Genomic DNA, 23,253 nt, shown 5'->3' with positions numbered 1-23,253 from the left:
GCTTCGCAACCTTAAATGTGAACAATTAATAAACTGGTACGCTGAGTTAATATAATGTTAACAAACTGTTTATTATCGGGGTTGTGATGACGACGAACACTCATTTCAGAGGTGATGCATTGAAGAAGGTTTGGCTTAACCGTTATCCCGCAGATGTTCCTGCTGAGATCAATCCTGACCGTTATCAATCCCTGGTGGAATTATTTGAGCACTCGGTAAGGCGCTACGCGGACCAGCCCGCATTCGTGAATATGGGCGAGGTCATGACGTTCCGTAAGCTTGAGGAGCGTAGCCGCGCGTTTGCGGCGTATCTGCAGGAAGGGCTGGGGCTGCAAAAAGGGGACCGCGTCGCGCTGATGATGCCGAACCTGCTGCAATACCCGGTGGCGCTGTTCGGTATCCTGCGAGCCGGGATGATTGTCGTCAACGTCAACCCCCTGTACACCCCGCGCGAGCTGGAGCATCAGCTGAACGACAGCGGCGCGGCCGCGATTGTCATTGTGTCCAACTTCGCCCATACGCTGGAAAAAGTGGTCGACAAAACCCAGGTTAAACACGTCATCCTGACGCGCATGGGGGATCAGCTCTCCACCGCCAAAGGCACGCTGGTTAACTTTGTCGTCAAATACGTCAAGCGCCTGGTGCCAAAATACCACCTGCCGGACGCCATCTCCTTCCGCCGCGCGCTGCATGCGGGCTACCGTATGCAGTATGTTAAACCCGAAGTGGTCGCGGAAGATCTTGCGTTTCTGCAATACACGGGCGGGACTACCGGCGTCGCCAAAGGGGCCATGCTTACCCACCGCAATATGCTGGCAAACCTTGAACAGGTGAACGCCACCTACGGGCCGCTGCTGCATCCGGGCAAAGAGGTGGTGATCACCGCGCTTCCGCTGTATCACATCTTTGCGCTGACCATGAACTGCCTGCTGTTTATTGAACTGGGTGGTCAGAACATCCTCATCACCAACCCGCGCGATATCCCGGGCCTGGTGAAAGAGCTGGCGAAATATCCGTTCACCGCCATGACCGGGGTTAATACCCTGTTTAACGCGCTGCTTAATAACAAAGAGTTCCAGCAGCTGGATTTCTCCACGCTGCACCTCTCTGCGGGCGGCGGCATGCCGGTTCAGCAGGCGGTCGCCGAGCGCTGGGTGAAGCTCACCGGCCAGTATTTGCTGGAAGGCTATGGGCTGACGGAATGTGCTCCGCTGGTCAGCGTGAACCCACACGATATCGACTATCACAGTGGAAGCATTGGTCTGCCGGTTCCTTCGACAGAGGCCAAACTGGTCGATGATAACGATAACGAAGTCGCGCCGGGCGAGCCGGGTGAGCTTTGCGTCAGAGGTCCGCAGGTGATGCTGGGTTACTGGCAGCGTCCCGATGCGACCGACGAAATCATCAAAGACGGCTGGCTGCACACCGGTGATATTGCGGTAATGGATGACGAGGGCTTCCTGCGCATCGTCGATCGCAAGAAAGACATGATCCTGGTCTCCGGCTTCAACGTCTATCCGAATGAGATCGAAGACGTGGTTATGCAGCACAGCGGCGTACTTGAAGTGGCGGCTGTCGGCGTTCCTTCCGGCAGCAGCGGTGAAGCGGTGAAGATATTTGTGGTCAAGAAAGATCCTTCACTCACCGAGGAAGCGCTGGTAACGTTTTGCCGTCGTCAGCTAACGGGCTATAAAGTGCCGAAGCTGGTGGAATTCCGCGACGAGCTGCCAAAATCCAACGTCGGGAAGATATTACGACGAGAATTACGTGACGAAGCCCGTGGCAAAGTAGACAATAAGGCCTGAGCTTCACGCTAATCGCCCAGACGCCGGTTAAGCCGGCGTTTTTTATGGGCGCAAACAAAAGAGAACCCGTTTTGAATTACCAGATGATCACGACCAACGACGAGCTGGCTTCGCTGTGCGAAGTGACGCGCGACTTTCCTGCCATTGCCCTGGATACCGAGTTTGTCCGTACCCGGACCTATTATCCGCAGCTGGGTTTGATTCAGATGTACGACGGTAAACACGTGTCGCTGATTGACCCTCTCGGCATTACCGACTGGACGCCGATGCGTGACCTGCTGCTCGATACCGCCGTGACGAAATACCTGCACGCAGGCAGTGAGGATCTGGAAGTCTTTCTGAACACCTTTGGCATCATGCCCCAGCCGCTGATTGACACGCAGATCCTCGCGGCATTCAGCAATCGTCCGCTCTCATGGGGCTTTGCTGCCATGGTGGAGGAGTATACGGGCCTGACGCTGGATAAAAGTGAATCCCGTACCGACTGGCTGGCGCGCCCCCTTACCGAGCGTCAGCTGGAATACGCGGCGGCAGATGTGTTTTACCTGCTGCCGATCGCCGGGCAGCTGATGAAAGAGGCGGAAGCCTCCGGCTGGCTCGCTGCTGCGCTGGACGAATGCCGTATGACCCAGCAGCGTCGTCAGGAAGTGGTTGACCCGAAAGAGGCCTGGCGCGATATCAGCAACGCCTGGCAGCTGCGCACGCGTCAGCTGGCATGCCTGCAGCTGCTGGCAGACTGGCGCTTGCGTAAAGCGCGCGAGCGCGATCTGGCCGTTAACTTTGTGGTTCGCGAAGAGCATCTCTGGGCAATCGCGCGCTATATGCCGGGCAGCCTGGGCGAGCTGGACAGCATTGGCCTTTCGGGCAGCGAGATCCGCTTCCACGGTAAAACCCTGCTGGCGCTGGTCGCAAAAGCGCAGGAGCTGCCGGAAGACGCGCTGCCGGAACCGCTGCTGAACCTGATGGACATGCCGGGCTATCGCAAGGCTTTCAAGGACATCAAAGCGCTGGTGCAGGCAGTTGCAACCGAAAGCAAACTGAGCGCGGAACTGCTCGCCTCACGTCGTCAGATTAACCAGCTGCTGAACTGGCACTGGAAGCTGAAGCCGCAGAATGGCGTGCCGGAAATGATGGCGGGATGGCGCGGGGAATTGATGGCCGATCGCCTGAATTCGCTGCTGGAAGGCTATCCGCGATAAAAAATATGCCGGGTGATAAACCCGGCATATTCCCCCGGTGGCGCTGCGCTTACCGGGGCTATGAAACCACAAACCTACGGACGCGACTCTTCCGCTTCCGGGAGCGTAACGTTCAGCTCCAGAATCGAAATATCCCCGTCTTTTTGTTCCAGCTGCACCGTGACCATCTCCGGGTCAATCTGCACATACTTACAGATCACTTCCAGGATGTCCTTGCGCAGCTGCGGCAGGTAGTGAGGCTCGGCGTCGCTACGGCGACGCTCCGCAACGATAATTTGCAGACGTTCTTTTGCGATGTTGGCGGTGTTCTTTTTCCGCGAGAGAAAAAAGTCCAGTAATGCCATAACTTATCCTCCGAACAGGCGTTTGAGGAAACCTTTCTTCTCTTCTTCAATGAAGCGGAAAGGACGTTCTTCTCCCAGCAGACGGTCAACGGTATCGGCGTAAGCTTTACCTGCATCTGCCATTGTATCAAGGATCACTGGCTCGCCCTGGTTAGAGGCGCGTAACACGGACTGATCTTCCGGGATAACGCCCACCAGCTTAATGCGCAGGATCTCCAGCACGTCTTCCATGCTCAGCATGTCACCTTTGTTCACGCGGCCCGGATTGTAGCGGGTGAGCAGCAGGTGTTCTTTAATCGGGTCTTCGCCATTTTCCGCACGACGGGATTTAGAGGCGAGGATCCCCAGAATACGGTCTGAGTCACGCACGGATGAAACTTCAGGGTTGGTGGTGATGATCGCTTCATCCGCGAAGTAGAGCGCCATCAGGGCACCGGTTTCGATGCCGGCAGGGGAGTCGCAGACGATGAAGTCGAAATCCATTTTTTTCAGATCGTCGAGCACCTTTTCCACCCCTTCACGGGTCAGGGCGTCTTTGTCACGCGTCTGAGATGCCGGGAGAATGTAGAGGTTCTCGGTGCGCTTGTCTTTGATCATCGCCTGGTTCAGCGTGGCATCGCCCTGAATGACGTTCACGAAGTCATACACGACGCGACGCTCACATCCCATGATGAGGTCGAGGTTACGCAGACCGATATCGAAGTCGATAACGATGGTTTTCTTTCCCTTCTGGGCCAAACCAGTAGCGATGGCCGCGCTGGAGGTGGTCTTGCCAACGCCTCCTTTACCCGAAGTAACAACAATAATGCGTGCCATAGAAATTCCTTGTTAAAAAGGGATCAATTCAACGGTTGAACGGTCAACGCGTCGTCTGCCAGAAGCAGGCGAGCCGCTTTGCCATAAAATTCGGCTGGGATCTTGTCGCTCAGCCAATATTCACCTGCGATGGACACCAGTTCCGCCGTCAGGTGAGTACAAAATATTTGCGCATCTCGATCGCCACTTGCACCTGCGAGCGCACGTCCACGCATCATACCGTATACGTGAATATTGCCATCTGCAATCAGCTCAGCGCCAGCACTGACGTGGCTTGTAACAATCAGATCACAGTTTGGTGCATAAATGCGCTGACCGGAACGAACCGGCACATCAATCATTCGCGTTTTTGTGACGGTAGTAACGTTTTGCACCGCAGGAGGGGGCGTTTGCACGGCAACGGGTGCCGCACGCGAGGCTTTTTCTTTGCCCTCATTCAGAAGAGGCAGCCCCGCACGCTCAATTTCCGCTTTCAGCTCAGTATCTTTGCAGCCGCTGATGCCCACGATACGCAGTCCGGTCGAGGAGACGGCCTGCTGGAGAAGCTTCCAGTTAACCGGCGCCTCAAGACCGCTGACGTTGATAACAACAGGGGCATGCTTCAGAAAGGCGGGAGCCTGGGCGATTTTGTCTTCTAACGCCTGACGAATAACCTCGGGTTTTGCATCATGCAAATGTACCACTGATAAGGTGAAGCTACTGCCTTTAAGCTCGATGGGCGTGTTTGACATCCTGGCCTTACTCAATTTGCTATTAACCGCAACCACTCGCTGCGATATTCCGAAGAGTATCAGGCATGTTATAGTCAGGAGTATATTGAGGCAAGCAACCACCCATTAATTCAGAGTAAAAACATGTTTTGTGTGATCTACAGAAGTACAAGCCGTGACCAGACCTATCTTTATGTCGAAAAGAAAGACGATTTTTCACGCGTGCCTGAAGAATTAATGAAGAACTTTGGCCGACCACAGCTGGCGATGCTGCTGCCGCTCGATGGTCGTAAGAAACTGATTAACGCCGATCTGGATAAAGTGAAAACGGCCTTATCCGAGCAAGGCTATTATTTACAGCTTCCACCGCCACCCGAGAATTTATTAAAACAGCATCTTGAGGCGAACGGTAAAAAATAGTCTCAACTGTTTTTGGGCACAACACATCAACCGTTTAGGGGTCGACCATGTATCAACATCATAACTGGCAAGGTGCATTACTGGATTATCCCGTCAGCAAAGTGGTTTGCGTGGGCAGCAACTACGCAAAACATATTCAGGAGATGGGCAGCGCGACGCCAGAAGAGCCGGTCCTGTTTATTAAGCCTGAAACGGCGCTTTGCGATATCCGCCAGCCGCTGGCGCTGCCCCAGGGGCTGGGTTCGGTGCATCACGAAGTTGAACTTGCCGTGCTGATCGGCGCGACGCTGCGCCAGGCCTCGGAAGAACATGTTAAAAAAGCGATTGCCGGATACGGCGTGGCGCTGGATCTGACCCTGCGTGACGTGCAGGGCAAAATGAAGAAAGCAGGGCAGCCGTGGGAAAAAGCCAAAGGGTTTGATAATTCCTGCCCGATTTCGGCGTTTGTGCCGGTGAGCGAATTTAACGGCGATCCGCAGGACACGCCGCTCAGCCTGAAGGTTAACGGCGAGATCCGCCAGCAGGGCACCACGGCAGACATGATCCATAAGATTGTGCCCCTGATCGCCTACATGAGCCGCTTCTTTACCCTTAAACCAGGCGATGTGATCCTGACCGGAACCCCAGAAGGCGTTGGCCCGCTACTCAGCGGTGACGAGCTTGAGGTCGGTTTTAACGGCCTGTCGCTGAAAACTCGCGTGCTGTAACCCCATCTTGCCGCCTGAAGAGGGCGGCAAAACTTGCAACAACGTGCCAGACTCGTTATAAGGTGCGCTTTCTTTTGACGTGTGGACATCCTGATGAACAACATCCCTTTCTGGCAAAGCAAAACTCTCGACGACATGACTGACGCGGAATGGGAATCATTGTGTGACGGCTGCGGGCAGTGCTGCCTGCACAAGCTGATGGATGAAGATACGGATGAAATCTACTTCACCAACGTTGCCTGCAAGCAGTTAAACATTAAAACCTGCCAGTGCCGCAACTATGAGCGCCGGTTTGAATTTGAGCCTGACTGCATCAAGTTAACCCGGGATAATCTGCCGACGTTTGAATGGCTGCCGCATACCTGCGCGTATCGCCTGCTGGCGGAAGGGAAAGGTCTGCCTGACTGGCATCCGCTGTTAACCGGTTCAAAAGCGGCGATGCACGGTGAACGTATCTCTGTGCGCCACATTGCTGTGAAAGAGTCCGAGGTGCGTGACTGGGAAGACCACATCATGAATCACCCGACCCGTTGAGATTAAAAAACCCGCCGAGGCGGGTTTTTTTGTGCTTGTGCGGCCTGATGCCCTCACCCCAACTCTCTCCCACGGGAGAGGGCGCAAGCACTAAAAACGGCAACCTCGGTTGCCTTTTTGCTTTTACCTTCCGAACAGATCGCGTTTCTTCGGTTTGAACGGCTGGGCAATCAGCACCAGCAGCGCCACGACGAAGTAGGCGGCAAAAATACCCACCAGCCACTGCGGCATCTCCAGCGTCAGGAATTCCCACTGACGAACGGAGCAGTCACCGGATGCAACAAACACCTGCGGCAGCCATTTGTCCAGCGGCAGCCAGCTCGGGAAGCGGGCGGCAAAATCACAGGTCATAAACGGTGACGGATGCAATTGCATCATGGTGTGCTGCCAGGAGAGTTCAATTCCTTTCCAGGCGCTGTAGATCCAGATGGCAATACCGGCATAGCGAAGCGGCGATTTTGGGGCAATCGCGCCCACCAGGCCCGCACCCATAATGCCGAATAGCGCGCAGCGTTCGTAAATACACAGTACGCAAGGTTTCAGTCCCATTACGTGCTGGAACCACAGCGCGACCATTTCCAGCGCAAAGGCGGTCAGGGCCATTAACAACCACGCTCCGCGACCGCGGGAGCACTGGTTTAAAAATCTCAACATAATCATTTCCCTGGAACATGCTTAGAAAGCGCAGTGTAAACGAATTCGTTTTTCGCGCCACCTGTACCTGGCGAAATAAAACGTAATTGGATGTTTATCGTGCGAAAAGGCAAACGGGCAGCGAACTGCCCGAGATGCGTAGTTTACTGCGCCGCAAGTATACCCGCTTGTACCAGCCATTGCGTACAGGGAATGAGGGTAATTTTGACGCAAAGCAATCCGACGATCGTGAGCACCAGCGTATAGGGCAGTGCCATCCACACCATCCTGCCATAAGAAAGACGTATGAGCGGCGCGAGGGCGGAGGTCAGCAGGAACAGGAAGGCGGCCTGGCCATTTGGCGTCGCTACCGACGGCAGGTTGGTACCGGTGTTGATCGCCACGGCCAGCAGCTCAAACTGTCCGGCGCTGATAACGCCTTGCTCCATGGCCGCTTTGGCCTCGTTGATGTAGACCGTCCCGACAAAGACGTTATCTGAGATCGACGAGAGCAGGCCGTTAAACAGGTAAAACAGCGAGAGCTGAGCATCCGGTGACGCCTTTAATACAAAGGCAATAATCGGCGCGAACAGGTGCTGGTCGATAATCACCGCCACGACGGCAAAGAACACCGCCAACAGGGCGGTAAACGGCAGGGCTTCGGTAAACGCCTTGCCGATGGCATGTTCGTCCGTCACGCCGGTAAAGGTGGTGGCGAGAATAATGACTGACAGGCCAATCAGCCCCACTTCGGCAAGATGGAACGCCAGCGCCGCGATAAGCCAGACGCCAATGATCCCTTGGGCAATCAGTCGTAGCGTCTCCTGGCGCGTCCGCTGGCTTCGGCTCTGCACATCGAATTTATGCAGTTCCTGACGCACCGGCTCCGGGAGCTGCGCCCCGTAGCCAAAAAGGCGAAACTTCTCCACCAGCAGACAGGTCGCCAGCCCGCAGATCAGCACCGGTACGCTCACCGGGGCCATTCTCAGGAAAAAATCACCGAAGTGCCAGCCCGCCGCTTTGGCAATGATCAGGTTTTGCGGCTCGCCCACCATGGTCATCACGCCGCCCAGGGCGGTACCCACGCCGGCATGCATCATCAGGCTGCGCAGAAACGCGCGGAACTGTTCCAGCACGTCACGGTTATGCGCCTCGACGTGGCTGTCATCCTGCAGGTCCTCATTTGGGCGAGAGGAGGCCACGCGGTGATAAATACCGTAAAACCCAACCGCGACGCTGATCACCACCGCGACGACCGTCAGCGCATCCAGGAAGGCCGACAGGAAGGCGGCGGCAAGGCAAAACGCCAGCGAGAGGTACATTTTCGACGGAATGCTGAGCAGCAGGCGCGTGAAGATGAACAGCAGCAGCTGTTTCATAAAGTAGATACCCGCCACCATAAAGATCAGCAGCAGAAGCACTTCGAGATTAGACGCCAGCTCTGCTTTGACATGCTCGGCGCTGGTCATACCGATGACGACGGCTTCAAACGCCAGCAATCCGCCCGGCAGCAGGGGATAACATTTCAGCGCCATGGCCAGGGTGAAGATAAACTCCGCCACCAGCAGCCAGCCGGCGATAAAGGGATTCACGCTAAAAATGATGGGATTAACGACCAGGAAAACCAACAGTATCAGTTTATACCAGTCAGGAGACTGGCCTAAAAAATTGCGCCATAGCGCGCGCCCAAAAGAAATTTCCACAACAGACGTCCTTCCCGTCAAGTAAGACAAAACATCAGTATACGCAAAAATCACGGCCTGGAGGCGGATAAGGCTGCATTGTAAATTTCACAAAAATGAAACGGCGATCCCTCTTTTCTCTCTTTGCCGCGCTACCTGCTACTGCGTCCCTCTGGTATGATGAGTCCAATTTGCTAAAGCTGTGTAATGGAAATCTCACTATGGTCATTAAGGCGCAGAGCCCGGCGGGTTTCGCGGAAGAGTACATCATTGAAAGCATCTGGAATAATCGTTTCCCTGCGGGGTCCATTCTTCCGGCTGAACGCGAACTCTCTGAACTGATTGGCGTCACTCGCACCACGCTGCGTGAAGTGCTTCAGCGGCTGGCGCGCGATGGCTGGTTGACGATCCAGCACGGTAAGCCTACGAAAGTAAACAACTTCTGGGAAACGTCCGGGCTGAACATTCTTGAAACGCTGGCGCGTCTCGACCATGAAAGCGTGCCGCAGCTCATTGATAATCTGCTCTCCGTTCGCACCAACATCGCGACGATCTTTATTCGTACCGCTTTCCGTCAGCATCCGGAAGACGCCCTTGCGGTGCTGGCCACAGCAAACGAGGTGGAAGATCACGCCGATGCTTTTGCCACCCTCGATTACAACGTGTTTCGCGGCCTGGCGTTTGCCTCCGGCAACCCGGTGTATGGCCTGATCCTCAACGGTATGAAAGGGCTTTATACCCGCATTGGCCGCCACTACTTTGCCAATCCGGAAGCGCGTAGCCTGGCGCTGGGCTTCTACCATAAGCTGAGCAAGCTCTGTACCGAAGGCCTGCACGATCAGGTTTATGAGACGGTGCGCCGCTACGGTCACGATTCCGGTGAAATCTGGCACCGTATGCAGAAAACTCTGCCGGGTGATTTAGCGATTCAGACCCGCTAAAAGAAAAACCTCTCATACGAGAGGTTTTTTTTCGCCCGGTGGCGCTACAGCGTATTCAACCGCGCCGGGCAACGTTCCAGCAGCTCGACGCTCCCGTCTTCATTCTGCTGCTCCAGCTGCACGTCAAAACCCCACAGGCGATGCACGTGCTTCAGCACCTCTTTACGCCCTTTATCCAGCGGCGCGCGATTGTGCGGGATATAGCGCAGCGTCAGGGAGCGGTCGCCGCGCAAATCGACGTTCCACACCTGAATATTCGGCTCAAGGTTGCTCAGGTTGTACTGGGAAGAGAGGCGAGAGCGGATCTCACGGTATCCCTCTTCGTTATGGATAGCGGAAATCTCCAGATAGTTGTTGCGGTCATCGTCCAGCACGGTGAAGAAGCGGAAATCACGCATGATCTTCGGCGACATAAACTGGCTGATGAAGCTCTCATCCTTAAAGTCGCGCATCGCAAAGTGCAGCGTTTCCAGCCAGTCAGAACCGGCGATATCCGGGAACCAGTACTTGTCTTCTTCCGTCGGCGACTGGCAGATGCGCTTAATATCCTGGAACATGGCGAAGCCAAGCGCATACGGGTTAATCCCGCTGTACCACGGGCTGTTGTAGGGCGGCTGGAACACCACGTTAGTATGGCTGTGGAGGAATTCCATCATGAACCGCTCGGTCACTTTTCCCTCGTCGTACAGATGGTTAAGAATGGTGTAGTGCCAGAAGGTCGCCCAGCCTTCGTTCATGACCTGCGTCTGCTTTTGCGGGTAAAAATACTGGCTCACCTTGCGCACGATGCGCAGGATCTCACGCTGCCACGGCTCCAGCAGCGGGGCGTTCTTCTCCATAAAATAGAGCAGGTTTTCCTGCGGCTCGGACGGATAGCGACGCGCTTCGGCGATCGTTTTTTCCTCCTCACGCTTCGGCAGGGTTCGCCACAGCATGTTCACCTGGCTTTGCAGGTACTCTTCGCGGCTTTTCTGCCGGGCTTTCTCCTCCTGCAGGGAGATTTTCTGCGGGCGTTTATAGCGGTCCACGCCGTAGTTCATCAGCGCGTGGCAGGAGTCGAGCAGTTTTTCCACTTCGTCCACGCCGTAGCGCTCTTCGCAGTCGGTAATGTATTTGCGGGCGAAGATCAGGTAATCGACGATGGAGCTGGCGTCCGTCCAGCTGCGAAACAGGTAGTTATTCTTGAAAAATGAGTTATGCCCGTAGCAGGCATGCGCCATCACCAGCGCCTGCATGGTAATGGTGTTCTCTTCCATTAAATAGGCAATACACGGATTGGAGTTAATCACAATCTCATACGCCAGCCCCTGCTGGCCGTGCTTATACAGCCGTTCCGTTTCAATAAATTTTTTACCAAACGACCAGTGCGGATAGTTAATCGGCATCCCGACGCTGGAGTAGGCGTCCATCATCTGTTCGGACGTAATGACTTCAATCTGATGGGGATAGGTATCCAGACGATACAGCTTTGCGACCCGGTCGATTTCGGCGAGGTAAACATCCAGCAGCTCGAAGGTCCAGTCGGGTCCATCGCTCAGACGTGTGTTGTCCTTGTTCAGGGAATCAATAGTAGCCATTAGCGCGCCCTCGTTGTGGGTGCTCTCTCTGTCTTGAGAGCCTCCTTTCAAGCATAGATCAACGTGTTAAAAAGCGTGCTGGGGCAGAAATTTTTTCTTTGCGATTTCGCGTTTTTGATACGGCAAAAAAACGGTATGCCTCAGCATATTATGCTGGTTAAAAATAACGCGCAGCAGGAGATCCCAAATTAGCACTATCCCCTGATGCTGGGGGATGTGTGAGGTAAGTCACCATAAAAAAGTCGTATGTTGAATAATATTTTCAACTAGGTTATCAATCTGTAATTAGAAGATTGTTCTTTTGCACATAATGGAGTGGCTATGCGTGTTGTCATACTGGGAAGTGGTGTCGTTGGGGTAACCAGCGCCTGGTATTTAAGTCAGGCGGGACATGACGTAACCGTTATCGATCGTGAATCCGGTCCCGCGCTTGAAACCAGCGCGGCGAACGCCGGGCAAATCTCTCCGGGGTATGCGGCGCCGTGGGCTGCGCCGGGCGTTCCGCTGAAAGCGATTAAATGGATGTTCCAGCGCCATGCGCCGCTGGCCATCAGCCTTGACGGCACGCAGTTCCAGCTGAAGTGGATGTGGCAGATGCTGCGCAACTGCGACACCCGCCACTACATGGAGAACAAAGGGCGCATGGTGCGCCTGGCGGAATACAGCCGCGACTGTCTGAAAGCGCTGCGAGCGTCGACGGGGATTGAGTACGAAGGCCGTCAGGGCGGGACGCTGCAGCTGTTCCGCACCGAGCAACAGTACGAGAATGCCACCCGCGATATCGCCGTGCTGGAAGATGCGGGCGTACCGTACCAGCTCCTTGAAGCCAGCCAGCTTGGCCAGGTTGAACCGGCGCTGGCGGAAGTGGCGCACAAGCTGACCGGCGGCCTGCGCCTGCCGAATGACGAAACCGGCGACTGCCAGCTCTTTACGCAACGTCTGGCGCAAATGTGCGAGCAGGCGGGAGTGAAGTTCCGCTTTAACACCTCCGTCGACAAGCTGCTGTCGGAAGGGGAAAAAATTTACGGCGTGAAGTGCGGCGACGAGGTGATCAAAGCCGATGCCTACGTGATGGCGTTTGGTTCGTACTCCACCGCCATGCTGAAAGGCATTCTCGACATTCCGGTTTATCCGCTGAAGGGCTACTCGCTGACCATTCCGGTGAAAGAAGAGAGCGGCGCACCTGTCTCGACCATTCTGGATGAAACCTACAAAATCGCCATTACCCGCTTCGACAACCGCATTCGCGTAGGCGGCATGGCGGAGATCGTCGGCTTCAACACCGAGCTGCTGAAGCCGCGTCGTGAAACGCTGGAGATGGTCGTGGGCGATCTCTTCCCGCGCGGCGGTTTTGTTGAGCAGGCGACGTTCTGGACCGGCCTGCGTCCGATGACCCCGGACGGCACGCCGATCGTAGGCCGCACGCCGTTCAAAAACCTGTGGACCAATACAGGACACGGCACGCTCGGCTGGACGATGGCCTGCGGATCGGGCCAGCTGCTGAGCGACCTGATTTCCGGGCGCACGCCGGCAATTCCGTTTGACGATTTAAGCGCCGCACGCTATCAATCGGGGTTTACGCCTTCGCGTCCACAGCACCTGCACGGCGCGCATAGCTAAGGAGTTGTCATGTCCCGTCCTGTTCTGGCCCAGCTGAACCTGCAGGCCCTGAAGGATAATCTGCAAATTGTTCGTCGGGCGGCACCGGGTTCGCGCGTCTGGTCGGTGGTGAAAGCGAATGCCTACGGCCACGGCATTGACCGTATCTGGAGCGCGCTGAGCGCGACCGACGGTTTTGCGCTCCTGAATCTGGAAGAGGCCATTCTGCTGCGCGAGCGCGGCTGGAAAGGGCCGATTCTACTGCTGGAAGGGTTCTTCCATACGGACGATCTGCCGCTGCTGGATAAGTACCGGCTGACCACCAGCGTTCACAGCAACTGGCAGATTAAGGCGATCCAGGATGCGAAGCTCCATGCTCCGCTGGATATCTACCTCAAGGTGAACAGCGGCATGAACCGCCTGGGCTTTCAGCCTGAGCGGGTGCATACGGTCTGGCAGCAGCTGCGCGCCATGAAAAACGTGGGCGAAATGACGCTGATGGCGCATTTTGCCGACGCGGAAAAACCCGACGGCATTGCCGATGCCATGGTCCGCATTGAGCAGGCGGCTGAAGGGCTGGATTGCCCGCGCTCGCTGTCGAACTCGGCGGCCACGCTGTGGCATCCCGAGGCGCACTATCACTGGGTGCGTCCGGGGATCGTTCTGTACGGTGCGTCTCCCTCTGGTCAGTGGCAGGATATCGCCAACAGCGGCCTTAAGCCGGTCATGACCCTGCGCAGTGAAATCATTGGCGTGCAGACGCTGAAGGCCGGGGACACGGTGGGCTACGGCAGCCGCTACCGGGCAAAGGGCGAGCAGCGGATTGGCATCGTGGCGGGCGGTTATGCCGACGGCTACCCGCGCATCGCGCCGACCGGCACGCCGGTCTGGGTCGATGGGGTCCGCACGGGAACGGTGGGCACCGTATCTATGGATATGCTGGCCGTTGACCTGACGCCATGCCCGCAGGCGGGCATTGGCTCACCCGTCGAGCTGTGGGGTAACGAAGTTAAGATTGACGACGTTGCTGCCGCGGCGGGCACGGTGGGGTATGAATTGATGTGCGCACTGGCACCAAGAGTGCCGGTTGTGACGGTGTAACTTATGTTAGCCGGGTGGCGCTAACCCTTACCCGGCCTACGTTCGAGGGTTTTGTAAGCCGGGTAAGGCGAAGCCGCCACCCGGCAAAAAAACTACTCCGCTTCCTCTTCCATCGGCCTCAAACCGACTTTCCGCACCGCGTTATCTTCTTTTTCGGCAACGGTCCAGATCATCCCGGCAAACTCTACCTGATCCCCCACGACCGGGGCAGCGCCAAGCCGCTGCTGGATGATTTCGCCCAGCGTTTGCGGGTTATCACCGTCTTCAGCACCTTCATCCAGGCCGTAAATCAGCGCGACATCCGCAAATTTGGCGCTGGCTTCCAGAATAAAATCGCCGAAGAAGCGCTGGTCCAGCGCCACCGGAGGCGACTGGCTGAACAGCTTGCCCAGCGCCGGCAGGTCACGCTCGCGACCAATCACGCAAAGAATATCCCCCTCGCGCAGGCGGGTGCTGCCGGTAGGGTGCAGCAGGACATTATCGCGGAACAGGGCGGCAATGCGCGTTTCGGTCGGCATGTGCAAATCGCGCAGCGAGGCTCCCACGCACCATTTGTCGGCGCTCAGCTGATAGACAAACTGTTCCCACGGGTTCTCCGGATGAATATCAAGCCCCACGCGGGAGACCGGCCAGCCCACGGGCGGGACCACCACTTTGGCTTTTTTCGCCGCCCACCCGAGCGAGGTTCCCTGGAACAGAAGGGAAATCAGCACCACGAAGAAGGCCACGTTAAAGAACAGCCGGGCGTTATCCAGACCGGCCATCATCGGAAACACCGCAAGGATAATCGGCACCGCGCCGCGCAGGCCCACCCAGCTGATAAACACCCGCTCGCGCAGGTTGAAGCCGCGAAACGGCAGCAGGCCTGCAAATACCGACAGCGGACGGGCGAAGAAGATCATCCACGCGGACAGCAGCAGCGCCGGAACGGCGATCGGCAGCAGGTCCGATGGCGTAACCAGCAGGCCCAGCACCAGAAACATGCCGATTTGCGCCAGCCACGCCAGACCGTCGAAGTTCTGCAAAATGGCATGCCGGTTGCGAATAGGGCGGTTGCCCATCAGGAACCCGCAGAGATAGACCGCGAGAATACCGCTGCCGTCCACTGCGGTGGTGACGGCAAAAATGAGAATGCCGCCGCTCAGCGCCAGCAGGGGGTAAAGCCCCGCGGGCAGCGAGATGCGGTTGATCGTCTGCTGTAAGAGGTATCCCCCCGCCAGGCCGATGACGATCCCCAGACCGAACTGCTGCAGGATATGTAACGCAAACATCCAGCTCAGCCCGCTTTCATGCTGCTGAATCATCTCGATAAGCGTAATGGTGAGAAATACCGCCATCGGATCGTTACTGCCGGATTCAATCTCAAGCGTGGAGCCAACGCGTTCGTTAAGCCCTTTTCCGCCGAGCAGGGAAAACACCGCTGCCGCATCGGTTGAGCCCACGATGGCGCCAATCAGCAAACCTTCCATGATATTGAGATGGAAAAGCCACGCGGCCATCATTCCGGTGAGGCCGGAGGTAATCAACACGCCGACCGTGGCGAGCGACAGCGCAGGCCCTAAGGCCACGCGGAAGGAGCTCGCCTGGGTGCGCATCCCGCCGTCCAGCAGGATCACCGCCAGCGCGAGGTTACTCACCATGTAGGCGAAGGGGTAGTTATCGAAAGGGATACCGCCAATGCCATCAATGCCGGCCAGCATGCCGATGGCGAGGAAAATGACAAGAATAGGTATGCCGAGACGCGATGAAAATGAACTTAATAAAATACTGCTGGTTACAAGGACGGAACCCAAAATGAAAAGGCTGATTATCGCTGCGGCATCCAATGTTCTCTTACTCCCACCTCAATGTTAACGCTGTTACTAAAACCCTAACATATTAACAACGGCAACAGCGTTTTATTAAGGGGGTATAACGGCTTTTTTATGCCTTTATGACAGGATGACCGCTGATGGTCAGCCGACTGCCGGAATCATTGTGGATCAGGGTGGCGTGCGCCCCCAGCGCCAGGGTCACGGTTTGCTGCTCGTGGCCGAAATCGAGACCGGTGATGACCGGAATATCCAGCCGCGAGCGAACGAAGTCGACCATGGTCTCAAGGGAGTAACCCGCGTCATAGTCATTCGGGGCAGAGCCGCTGAAGCTGCCCAGCACAACCGCGGACTGGCGTTCAAGAATACCGGCATGATAAAGCTGCAATAGCATGCGCTCGACGCGGAACGGATGTTCGTTGATATCTTCCAGCACAAGAATGCCGTCCTCGATTTGCGGCATCCACGGCGTGCCGATGAGCGAGACCAGCATCGCCAGGTTACCCCCCCAGAGCTGGCCTTCACACTCCCAGTGCGGTCCATTGCCTTGCCACTCCACGCTGTAGGTAGGGTTACGCAGCGCGCGCCAGAAATGTTCCACGGTGAACGCGTCCAGCTCCGGTGCGCCGAAGTTACCGGCCAGCATCGGGCCGCTAAACGTGATGACGTTATGCAGGGCCAGCAGCCCGAGCTGGATGACGGTGAAATCGCTGTGGCCGCAGATCAGCAGCGGATCCTGCTGCTGGCGCAGCGCCAGCCCCTGCCAGTCAATGCTCTCCAGCAGCCGGCTCGCACCGTATCCGCCACGCACCGCAAGCACAACCCGGTTTTCGCCCGTCAGGTTCACCAGACTATTGATATCATTCAGCCTCTGCGCTTCGGTACCGGCAAAACGCTGCTGGCGGCGGGGGATAATCGTCTGATTTTCTACCTGATGGCCAGATTCCAGCAAACGCTGAACGCCCCGCTGCGCCGCGTCCTGGTTAATGCAGTAGCCCGACGGCGCGATAAGATGAAACTGAGACATGGCAATTCCTTGCTGAATGAGAAACTAATTGTCTATATCATGCCGCTTATACGCCGCCTGCTTCAAGAGGCGGCGCACCGCGATGACCGGCTATAAGGATAGATGACGTGAAATTGAGATGGTTTGCTTTTTTGATTGTGTTGCTCGCTGGCTGTAGTTCAAAACATGATTATCAAAACCCGCCCTGGAACCCGGAAGTGCCGGTGAAACGGGCCATGCAGTGGATGCCGATCAGTGAGCAAGCCGGGAAGGCCTGGGGCGTCAGCCCGCGTCTCATCACGGCGATCATTGCGGTGGAGTCCGGCGGTAATCCCACGCTTGTCAGCAAATCCAACGCGGTGGGGCTGATGCAGCTTAAAGCGTCAACGGCGGGGAGAGAGGTTTATCGCTACATGGGCTGGAGCGGCCAGCCGTCGACCAGCGAGCTGAAAAACCCGGAACGCAACATTTCAATGGGCACGGCCTATCTGAGCATTATGGAGCATGGCGTGCTGAAGGGGATTAAGGATCCGGAGGTGATGCAGTACGCGCTGGTGGTGTCTTACGTTAACGGTGCCGGCGCGTTGCTCAGAACCTTCTCCTCTGACCGCAAAGAGGCGATAGAAGAGATTAACGATATGGACAAAGACGAATTCTTTGAGCATGTGGCGAAAAATCACCCGGCACCACAGGCGCCTCGTTATATCTGGAAAGTACAGAAAGCGATGGATGCCATGTAATGCCGCAGACGGGCGGCGGTCACGCTGCCCGATTTCTTCACAGAACTTTATTTGCGCGTTCCCGCGCCTCCCGCTCCAGGGAATAGATAATACGCTGAAGCTCACGCTCTGCGCCGGGCCCGACGTTGAGGAAACGGAAGCTCAGACGCGGCGTGGTGATAGTTTCATTTTTGCTGTCCACGACGGTGCGGTCGCTGATGGCAATCAGCTGCGCATCGAAATAAAAGCGACCCCAGCCCCCCATATCCAGTTCAATTTGCGTAAAGCGCATGCCCTCTACCAGCCCGTCCGGTTTCGGCGTATCCATCAGCGCGCCCATGCCGCCGAGTGACAGATCGAAGAGGCGGAAGCGGATCTCTTTTTTGTCCGGCATTTTGGCCTTACAAAAATAGGCGGGGTGAAGCGGGGCGCTGATGCGGAAATATTCACGACGCTGAACAAACCAGAGATTCGTCGGAAGCGGGGTAACAAAAGCCGGCAGTCCCTGATATTCGCTCAGTTCCAGCCGCGACAGGACAAATTCCACTTTGGCGCCCTGCGTTTCGGCCATCACCGCGATATTCTCCGCTTTTAGCGCCGCGCGGTTTTCATACTCCTGACTGCCTAAATCAATCACCAGCCGATCCTGCGAGGCGTCAAGGATCTTGCTGATGAACTGATTATTCGACCAGCTGATGCGCAGCGGCACTTCACCTTTTTGCAGGTCGCGTAATACCCCTAATACAGCCAGCGGATTTTGCTTGAGGAACTGCTCACTGTAATGACTCACGCCGGATGGCTCCTTGATAGATGACGGACTGTCTTAGCGTTATCGGCAATCTGCAATGAAACTTAATACAAACCGGTGAGTTTTTTTTGCCTGTTTAAGCAAAGATAAGTCGGTGAGATGAAAATGGTTTTCCGGCGATGACCTATACTTAAGTTAGCTGTGCAGAAGGTTTTCTGCGCACGCGTTAAACCTGCAAGAGGGCATCGCTATGGGTATCATCGCCTGGATTATCTTTGGTCTTATTGCTGGCGCTATCGCTAAACTGATCATGCCGGGAAACGATGGCGGCGGCTTTATTTTGACCTGTGTACTCGGGGTCGTTGGTGCGGTTGTGGGCGGCTGGCTGGCGACGATGTTTGGCTTTGGAGGCAACATAAGTGGTTTCGACCTGCACAGTTTTCTGGTCGCTGTCGTGGGTGCCATTGTGGTGCTGGGCATATTCAGGTTACTGCGACGAGCATAAATTGACATGAACGGCTCTCTGCGGAGGGCCGTTATTTTGGCAGAGTATTGATTTGTTAATCTAAATGATAATAATTGTCGTTCCGTATTGCATCTAACAACAAGACGACATTATGAATACCTCACGTTTTACGCTTTGCGCCCTGGCAGGGGCCGTCACGCTGGCATTGCAGGTCCCGGTGTTCGCCGAAGAATCCACCATCGTCGTCACAGGTTCAGAGCAGGGCAGCGCGCTGCCGGCCTGGACGAACAGCGCCACGAAATCGGCCGTTGCTGAAAGTAAAACGCCGCAGGTCATCACGACCCTCTCTGCGCCGGAAATTGAAAAGCGTCACGCGAATTCGGTGAATGAAATCCTGCGCTATGCCCCGGGCGTCTCAACCGAGGTGCGGGGAAATACCTCCTACATGAGCGAATATAAAATTCGTGGCTTTACCGTTGACCAGGAGTTCTACAACGGGCTGCAGCTGCCCTATAACGTCACCGGCAATACCAAAGCGCGCATCGATCCGCTGCTGATCGACAGCGTTGATATCCTGAAAGGTCCCTCATCGGTACTTTACGGCGGCGGTTCGCCGGGTGGGCTGGTGAATATTCAAAGTAAAAAACCGCAGCGGGAAGCGCGGACGGAGATCGGCGTTAACACCGGAAACCGTAATCTGAAAGAGGGCTATCTCGATTCAACCGGGCAGATTGCCGACAGCGACTGGAACTACCGTCTGCTGGGCAAAGCCACGGAAAACGACGATCAGCCGCACACCACCCGGTATGAAAACTACCTGGTTGCTCCGTCCGTCACCTGGCAGCCGGACAGCAAAACCCGCCTCACCCTGGACGCGCTGGCGCAAAACACCCCGAGCCTGACGCCGTCTAACCCGCTGCCGCTCGCCTACCTGCGCTCGAAATATGCGGGCAAGCGCGATTACGCCGGAGATGAGTGGAGCGGGTTTAAGCAGCGTCAGTGGATGCTGGGCTACAGCTTTGAACATGAGTTTGACAGCGGCTGGGGCTTTAACCAGAAGGCGCGCTATTTCGACGTCGATACCCACCAGCGCAGCGTCTACGCGACAGGGACGGGAAGCGAGGTGTATCAGCTCAACCGCTTTGCTTATACCACCGATGAAGACCTTAAGAGCTTCAACATCGACAACCAGGTGACCAAAACCGTTGCGCTGGGCGAGTGGAAACACCATCTGCTGGCCGGGTTTGACTATCAGAAGCTGAACTCCCATTTCCACTATCGCTACGCGTCGGCCACGCCGGGTATCGATATGCGGTATCCTGACTATTCGCAGATCCAGGAAAGCGCGCTGGGGCTCTATACCGCCCAGAAAAACCGTCTCAGCTACCAGCAAAACGGTTACTACCTGCAGGATCAGGTTGAATTTGGCGGCCTCAACCTGCTGGGCAGCCTGCGCTACGACGATTACCGCTCCGTCACCACCAACTACCTGCAAAACGGTGATAAAGCCTGGGTGTCGCAGGATCGCGTCACCAAACGCCTGGGCGCGCTTTACGCCTTCGATAACGGTCTGTCGCCGTTTATCAGCTATTCAGAAGGTTTTGCGCCGGTGTCACCGCAGGGCACGCTCGTGGCGAAAGACGTCAAACCGACCACCAGCAAGCAGGTGGAGGGCGGGGTGAAATATCTGCTGGCCGACTACGCCACCACCTTTACCGCCTCGGTGTTTAACATCCGGCAGAAAAATGTCGTCACCTCCGACCCGGGCTTCCTGAACTATCGTCAGACCGGGGAAGTGGAATCCAAAGGGGCAGAGCTGTCCGCCATCAGCCGTCCGACGGACAGCCTGACGCTGATTGCCAACTATGCGTACACACACGCGATCAACCGGGAAGATGACAAGTACAAAGGTAAACGTCCAACGCAGGTCCCGGAGAATGCCTTCAACCTCTGGGGGGATTACACCTTTGAAAATACGCCGCTGAAAGGACTGATGCTGGGAGCGGGCGCACGCTACACCGGGCCGATGGAAATCTCTCCGGCAAACGATGCGGGAAAACTGGGCGGCACTACGCAGTACGATCTGGCGGCCTCGTACCGGATGGGCGAAATCCTGCCCTCGCTGGCAGGGTTAACGCTCAAAGCCAGCGCGCAGAATATCACCAACAAAGAGACGCTGACCTGCTACGACGCGACCAACTGCTGGATTGGACGTGACAGGACGTATCAGTTAGGGGCGAGTTATAGTTTCTGACGATCGTTTCCCTTTGCCGGTGCTGGGGGATCTCCAGTTAATTTTTAACCAGAAGCGATTCTGGTTTTTAAAGTGAAACGATTTATTCGCAGCGACGCCATGGTCCGGCTGTAAATCGCTGAGGCGTTTCCTGAAGGCCGGGGCGAGGCGCAGGGATGCGCCGAGAGGGCGGGCTTTACAGGGACGTTACCTCCGCCCGTCCCCGATAAGCCGGAAGGAATAAGACGAGGGCACCGCGAAGCGGCGATTTACCGCCGGGAGCCCGGGTCGCCAGGGTGGTGGCGATTGAGCCACCCTGGCACGTTCACCGGTCATGTCGTTAAAGAGTAGCAAGGAACATAAAGTGAACGGAATGACCACCGCAGCCGTATGTTCCCCTCACCCTAACCCTCTCCCCAAAGGGCGAGGGGATTGTTCGCTACTCGCATTCATTTGTGAGGATTAGAGCCAGCACGCGCAGGCCGGGTAAGGCGTAGCCGACACCCGGCAATACCCTCACTGTGCAGCAGCTTTCACCGGCGCAGCCTCATCATTCGCCGCAGGCTGATTCTCCGGCACGCTGTCGCACGGTTTTGCTTTCGGACAGACCCGATCCAGCATTTTCAGCGCCACGCCGTTGCTCCAGCCGAAGCCGTCCTGCAGCGGATACTCACCGCCGCCGCCGCCCGTACCGGTTGTCGACACGTCATACTTCTCGACCAGTTTCTTTTCGCGGTCGTAAGTATGCTGAACGTTCTTCAGGAAGCGCCAGGTCACGTCCATTGAGACCTTCTCCTGTCCGTAATTCTGCAGCCCTTCCGCGGCCACCCACTGCAGTGGGGCCCAGCCGTTTGGCGCATCCCACTGCTGGCCGCTGTTTACGGTGGTGGTCGCAATACCGCCCGGTTTCAACAGGCGCGATGAAGTTGCCGCGGCGACTTTATCGGCCCGATCCTGCGCCGCCGCCTTCACGTAAAGCGGGAACAGGGCTGCCGCCGTGAGCTGATTGCGTACCTTCTTGCTTTTCAGATCGTAATCCGCGTACCAGCCCTCTTTATCATTCCACAGGTGGCTCTCGATGGCTTTCTGACGCGCCGTCGCCAGCGCCTCGTATTTGCTTGCGCTGGCGGCGTCGCCACCCTCCTGGCTTGCCCGCGCCAGCAGTTTTTCCATCTTGAACATCAGGGCGTTCAGGTCCACGGGGACAATGCTGGTGGTTCGGATGGTGCCGAGCTTTTGCGGATCGTCCATCCAGCGCGAGCTAAAGTCCCAGCCCGAGGCCGCAGCGGAACGCAAATCACGGTAGATCTCGGTCGCAGGCCGGTTAGGGTTACTTTTGGCGGTATTCACGTCGTCAAGCCAGGACTCCGGGCGCGGGGTGTCGCGGTCGTCCCAGTAGCGGTTGAGGATAGCGCCGTCGTCCAGCTTCACCACGCGTTTGTTAGCCTGCCCCGGCTGAAGGGCGTCGACGCCGTCCATCCAGTAGGCATACTCTTTCTCCATCTGCGGGCGGTACTTCTTCAGCGCATCGCTGTCGTGGGTCGCCAGCAGTTCAACCATCATTGAGAAAAACGGCGGCTGGGAGCGGCTCAGGTAATAGCTGCGGTTGCCGTTGGGAATGTGGCCGAAGGTATCAATCTCATACGCAAAGTTATCCACCATGTCGCTGATTTTGTCCCAGTGATCGCTCTCTGCCAGGCCCAGCATGGTGAAATAGCTGTCCCAGTAGTAGACCTCGCGGAAACGTCCGCCGGGCACAACGTAAGGTTTGGGTAACGGCAGCAGGGAATCCCATTTGTTGCTGGCTTTATCCGTGGTGCGCGTCAGCACGGGCCAGAGATCGTCAATGTGCTCACGTAAACTTTGTCCAGCAGGCGGAACATATTTTTCCCCTTCCGCAGGGAGCGTAAAGTTCATCTCGACAAAGTGGCGTAAGTCAAAGCTGGACTGCGTGTGCTGCATCCGGTAATCCGCCAGAATCATCAGCGGGTCGCTTTTGGGGACGGCATCCGCGAAGGTTTTCTGATCGGGAAACAGTTTGGCGCTTTGCACATCGTTAAACAGCGGGCCCAGCAAAATATCGGGTGAGGTTGTCTGGGCTGCGGGGCTATCGTCGGCATAACCGAAAGTAGTGACGCCGAGCAGCGCGCCTCCTAACGCAAGGGGCAAGAATGCGGGGCGTAGTGTACGAGGTCTTATCAT

At 56.4% G+C, this 23,253-nt stretch carries 21 protein-coding genes; 11 read left to right on the top strand and 10 right to left on the bottom strand.

The features are described from left to right. The first annotated feature begins 119 nt into the window (after window positions 1–119). Complete coding sequence (gene fadD, locus ACMWLG_RS20535) at window positions 120–1,805, top strand: long-chain-fatty-acid--CoA ligase FadD (RefSeq protein ID WP_023312189.1); 1,686 nt, start codon at window positions 120–122, stop codon at window positions 1,803–1,805. Window positions 1,806–1,876: 71 nt separating this feature from the next. Continuing rightward, window positions 1,877–3,004, top strand: a complete 1,128-nt coding sequence (gene rnd / locus ACMWLG_RS20530) for a ribonuclease D (protein ID WP_100245662.1) — start codon at window positions 1,877–1,879, stop codon at window positions 3,002–3,004. 74 nt (window positions 3,005–3,078) lie between these two features. Here the strand turns inward: rnd and minE are convergent, their stop codons facing one another. Genes minE through minC form a run of 3 tightly spaced genes read right to left on the bottom strand, consistent with a single transcriptional unit; the run spans window position 3,079 to window position 4,895 of the window. Further along, on the bottom strand, window positions 3,079–3,348 hold the full coding sequence (gene minE, locus ACMWLG_RS20525; protein ID WP_008500504.1) for a cell division topological specificity factor MinE: 270 nt from the start codon (window positions 3,346–3,348) through the stop codon (window positions 3,079–3,081). Window positions 3,349–3,351: 3 nt separating this feature from the next. Further along, complete coding sequence (gene minD / locus ACMWLG_RS20520) at window positions 3,352–4,164, bottom strand: septum site-determining protein MinD (RefSeq protein WP_023312187.1); 813 nt, start codon at window positions 4,162–4,164, stop codon at window positions 3,352–3,354. Window positions 4,165–4,187: 23 nt separating this feature from the next. Next, entirely contained in the window at window positions 4,188–4,895 is a 708-nt protein-coding gene (gene minC, locus ACMWLG_RS20515) for a septum site-determining protein MinC (protein WP_023312186.1), read from the bottom strand. A gap of 123 nt (window positions 4,896–5,018) precedes the next feature. Here minC and ACMWLG_RS20510 point away from each other — a divergent pair, with 123 nt between their 5' ends. From ACMWLG_RS20510 to ACMWLG_RS20500, 3 genes are all read left to right on the top strand, one after another. Further along, window positions 5,019–5,294, top strand: a complete 276-nt coding sequence (locus ACMWLG_RS20510; protein ID WP_023312185.1) for a YcgL domain-containing protein — start codon at window positions 5,019–5,021, stop codon at window positions 5,292–5,294. Between the two features lie 47 nt (window positions 5,295–5,341). Continuing rightward, window positions 5,342–6,001, top strand: coding sequence for a fumarylacetoacetate hydrolase family protein (locus ACMWLG_RS20505; RefSeq protein WP_045404348.1), 660 nt, complete (start codon window positions 5,342–5,344; stop codon window positions 5,999–6,001). Between the two features lie 93 nt (window positions 6,002–6,094). Continuing rightward, window positions 6,095–6,535 carry a YcgN family cysteine cluster protein gene (locus ACMWLG_RS20500; protein WP_023312183.1) on the top strand — a complete coding sequence of 147 codons (441 nt, stop codon included), beginning with the start codon at window positions 6,095–6,097 and terminating at the stop codon, window positions 6,533–6,535. A 123-nt stretch (window positions 6,536–6,658) separates the two neighbouring features. Here the strand turns inward: ACMWLG_RS20500 and dsbB are convergent, their stop codons facing one another. Further along, a complete protein-coding gene (dsbB, locus tag ACMWLG_RS20495; protein WP_024909807.1) occupies window positions 6,659–7,189 on the bottom strand; it encodes a disulfide bond formation protein DsbB in 531 nt (176 codons plus the stop codon). Window positions 7,190–7,332: 143 nt separating this feature from the next. Continuing rightward, window positions 7,333–8,871 (bottom strand): Na(+)/H(+) antiporter NhaB, encoded by a 1,539-nt coding sequence (gene nhaB / locus ACMWLG_RS20490; protein WP_045404345.1) that lies wholly within the window; start codon window positions 8,869–8,871, stop codon window positions 7,333–7,335. A gap of 200 nt (window positions 8,872–9,071) precedes the next feature. Here nhaB and fadR point away from each other — a divergent pair, with 200 nt between their 5' ends. Further along, window positions 9,072–9,791, top strand: coding sequence for a fatty acid metabolism transcriptional regulator FadR (gene fadR / locus ACMWLG_RS20485; RefSeq protein ID WP_023312180.1), 720 nt, complete (start codon window positions 9,072–9,074; stop codon window positions 9,789–9,791). A 44-nt stretch (window positions 9,792–9,835) separates the two neighbouring features. Here fadR and ACMWLG_RS20480 read toward each other — a convergent pair whose 3' ends face one another. Beyond that, window positions 9,836–11,368, bottom strand: a complete 1,533-nt coding sequence (locus ACMWLG_RS20480) for a SpoVR family protein (protein WP_023293929.1) — start codon at window positions 11,366–11,368, stop codon at window positions 9,836–9,838. A gap of 321 nt (window positions 11,369–11,689) precedes the next feature. Between ACMWLG_RS20480 and ACMWLG_RS20475 the strand changes: the two genes are divergently transcribed. Both ACMWLG_RS20475 and dadX read left to right on the top strand, forming a co-directional pair. After that, the gene (locus tag ACMWLG_RS20475; protein WP_023312179.1) at window positions 11,690–12,988 is read left to right on the top strand and encodes a D-amino acid dehydrogenase; all 1,299 of its coding nucleotides are present in this window, start codon (window positions 11,690–11,692) and stop codon (window positions 12,986–12,988) included. Between the two features lie 9 nt (window positions 12,989–12,997). Next, window positions 12,998–14,068 carry a catabolic alanine racemase DadX gene (dadX, locus tag ACMWLG_RS20470; RefSeq protein ID WP_045404343.1) on the top strand — a complete coding sequence of 357 codons (1,071 nt, stop codon included), beginning with the start codon at window positions 12,998–13,000 and terminating at the stop codon, window positions 14,066–14,068. 92 nt (window positions 14,069–14,160) lie between these two features. On the opposite strand, the gene ACMWLG_RS20465 is transcribed toward dadX, so the two are convergent. Both ACMWLG_RS20465 and ldcA read right to left on the bottom strand, forming a co-directional pair. Beyond that, window positions 14,161–15,894: a potassium/proton antiporter gene (locus ACMWLG_RS20465; RefSeq protein WP_023312177.1), complete on the bottom strand. Its 1,734-nt coding sequence runs from the start codon at window positions 15,892–15,894 to the stop codon at window positions 14,161–14,163. A gap of 97 nt (window positions 15,895–15,991) precedes the next feature. Next, window positions 15,992–16,906, bottom strand: coding sequence for a muramoyltetrapeptide carboxypeptidase (gene ldcA / locus ACMWLG_RS20460; protein WP_045356007.1), 915 nt, complete (start codon window positions 16,904–16,906; stop codon window positions 15,992–15,994). Window positions 16,907–17,013: 107 nt separating this feature from the next. Between ldcA and emtA the strand changes: the two genes are divergently transcribed. Then, window positions 17,014–17,625: a membrane-bound lytic murein transglycosylase EmtA gene (gene emtA, locus ACMWLG_RS20455; protein WP_023312175.1), complete on the top strand. Its 612-nt coding sequence runs from the start codon at window positions 17,014–17,016 to the stop codon at window positions 17,623–17,625. A 37-nt stretch (window positions 17,626–17,662) separates the two neighbouring features. On the opposite strand, the gene ycgR is transcribed toward emtA, so the two are convergent. Then, window positions 17,663–18,394: a flagellar brake protein YcgR gene (gene ycgR / locus ACMWLG_RS20450; RefSeq protein WP_023312174.1), complete on the bottom strand. Its 732-nt coding sequence runs from the start codon at window positions 18,392–18,394 to the stop codon at window positions 17,663–17,665. Between the two features lie 208 nt (window positions 18,395–18,602). Here ycgR and ACMWLG_RS20445 point away from each other — a divergent pair, with 208 nt between their 5' ends. Next, window positions 18,603–18,857, top strand: coding sequence for a GlsB/YeaQ/YmgE family stress response membrane protein (locus ACMWLG_RS20445; RefSeq protein WP_008502662.1), 255 nt, complete (start codon window positions 18,603–18,605; stop codon window positions 18,855–18,857). A gap of 112 nt (window positions 18,858–18,969) precedes the next feature. After that, entirely contained in the window at window positions 18,970–21,072 is a 2,103-nt protein-coding gene (locus tag ACMWLG_RS20440) for a TonB-dependent siderophore receptor (RefSeq protein ID WP_045404337.1), read from the top strand. 495 nt (window positions 21,073–21,567) lie between these two features. Here ACMWLG_RS20440 and ACMWLG_RS20435 read toward each other — a convergent pair whose 3' ends face one another. After that, window positions 21,568–23,253, bottom strand: coding sequence for an alpha,alpha-trehalase (locus ACMWLG_RS20435; RefSeq protein WP_045404335.1), 1,686 nt, complete (start codon window positions 23,251–23,253; stop codon window positions 21,568–21,570).

Source organism: Enterobacter sp. 01-M-02-SI-ECC (assembly GCF_047530595.1).
Lineage (GTDB): Bacteria > Pseudomonadota > Gammaproteobacteria > Enterobacterales > Enterobacteriaceae > Enterobacter > Enterobacter cloacae_M.
Note: the sequence above shows the minus strand (reverse complement) of the source record. Positions and strands in the feature narration are given on the sequence as shown.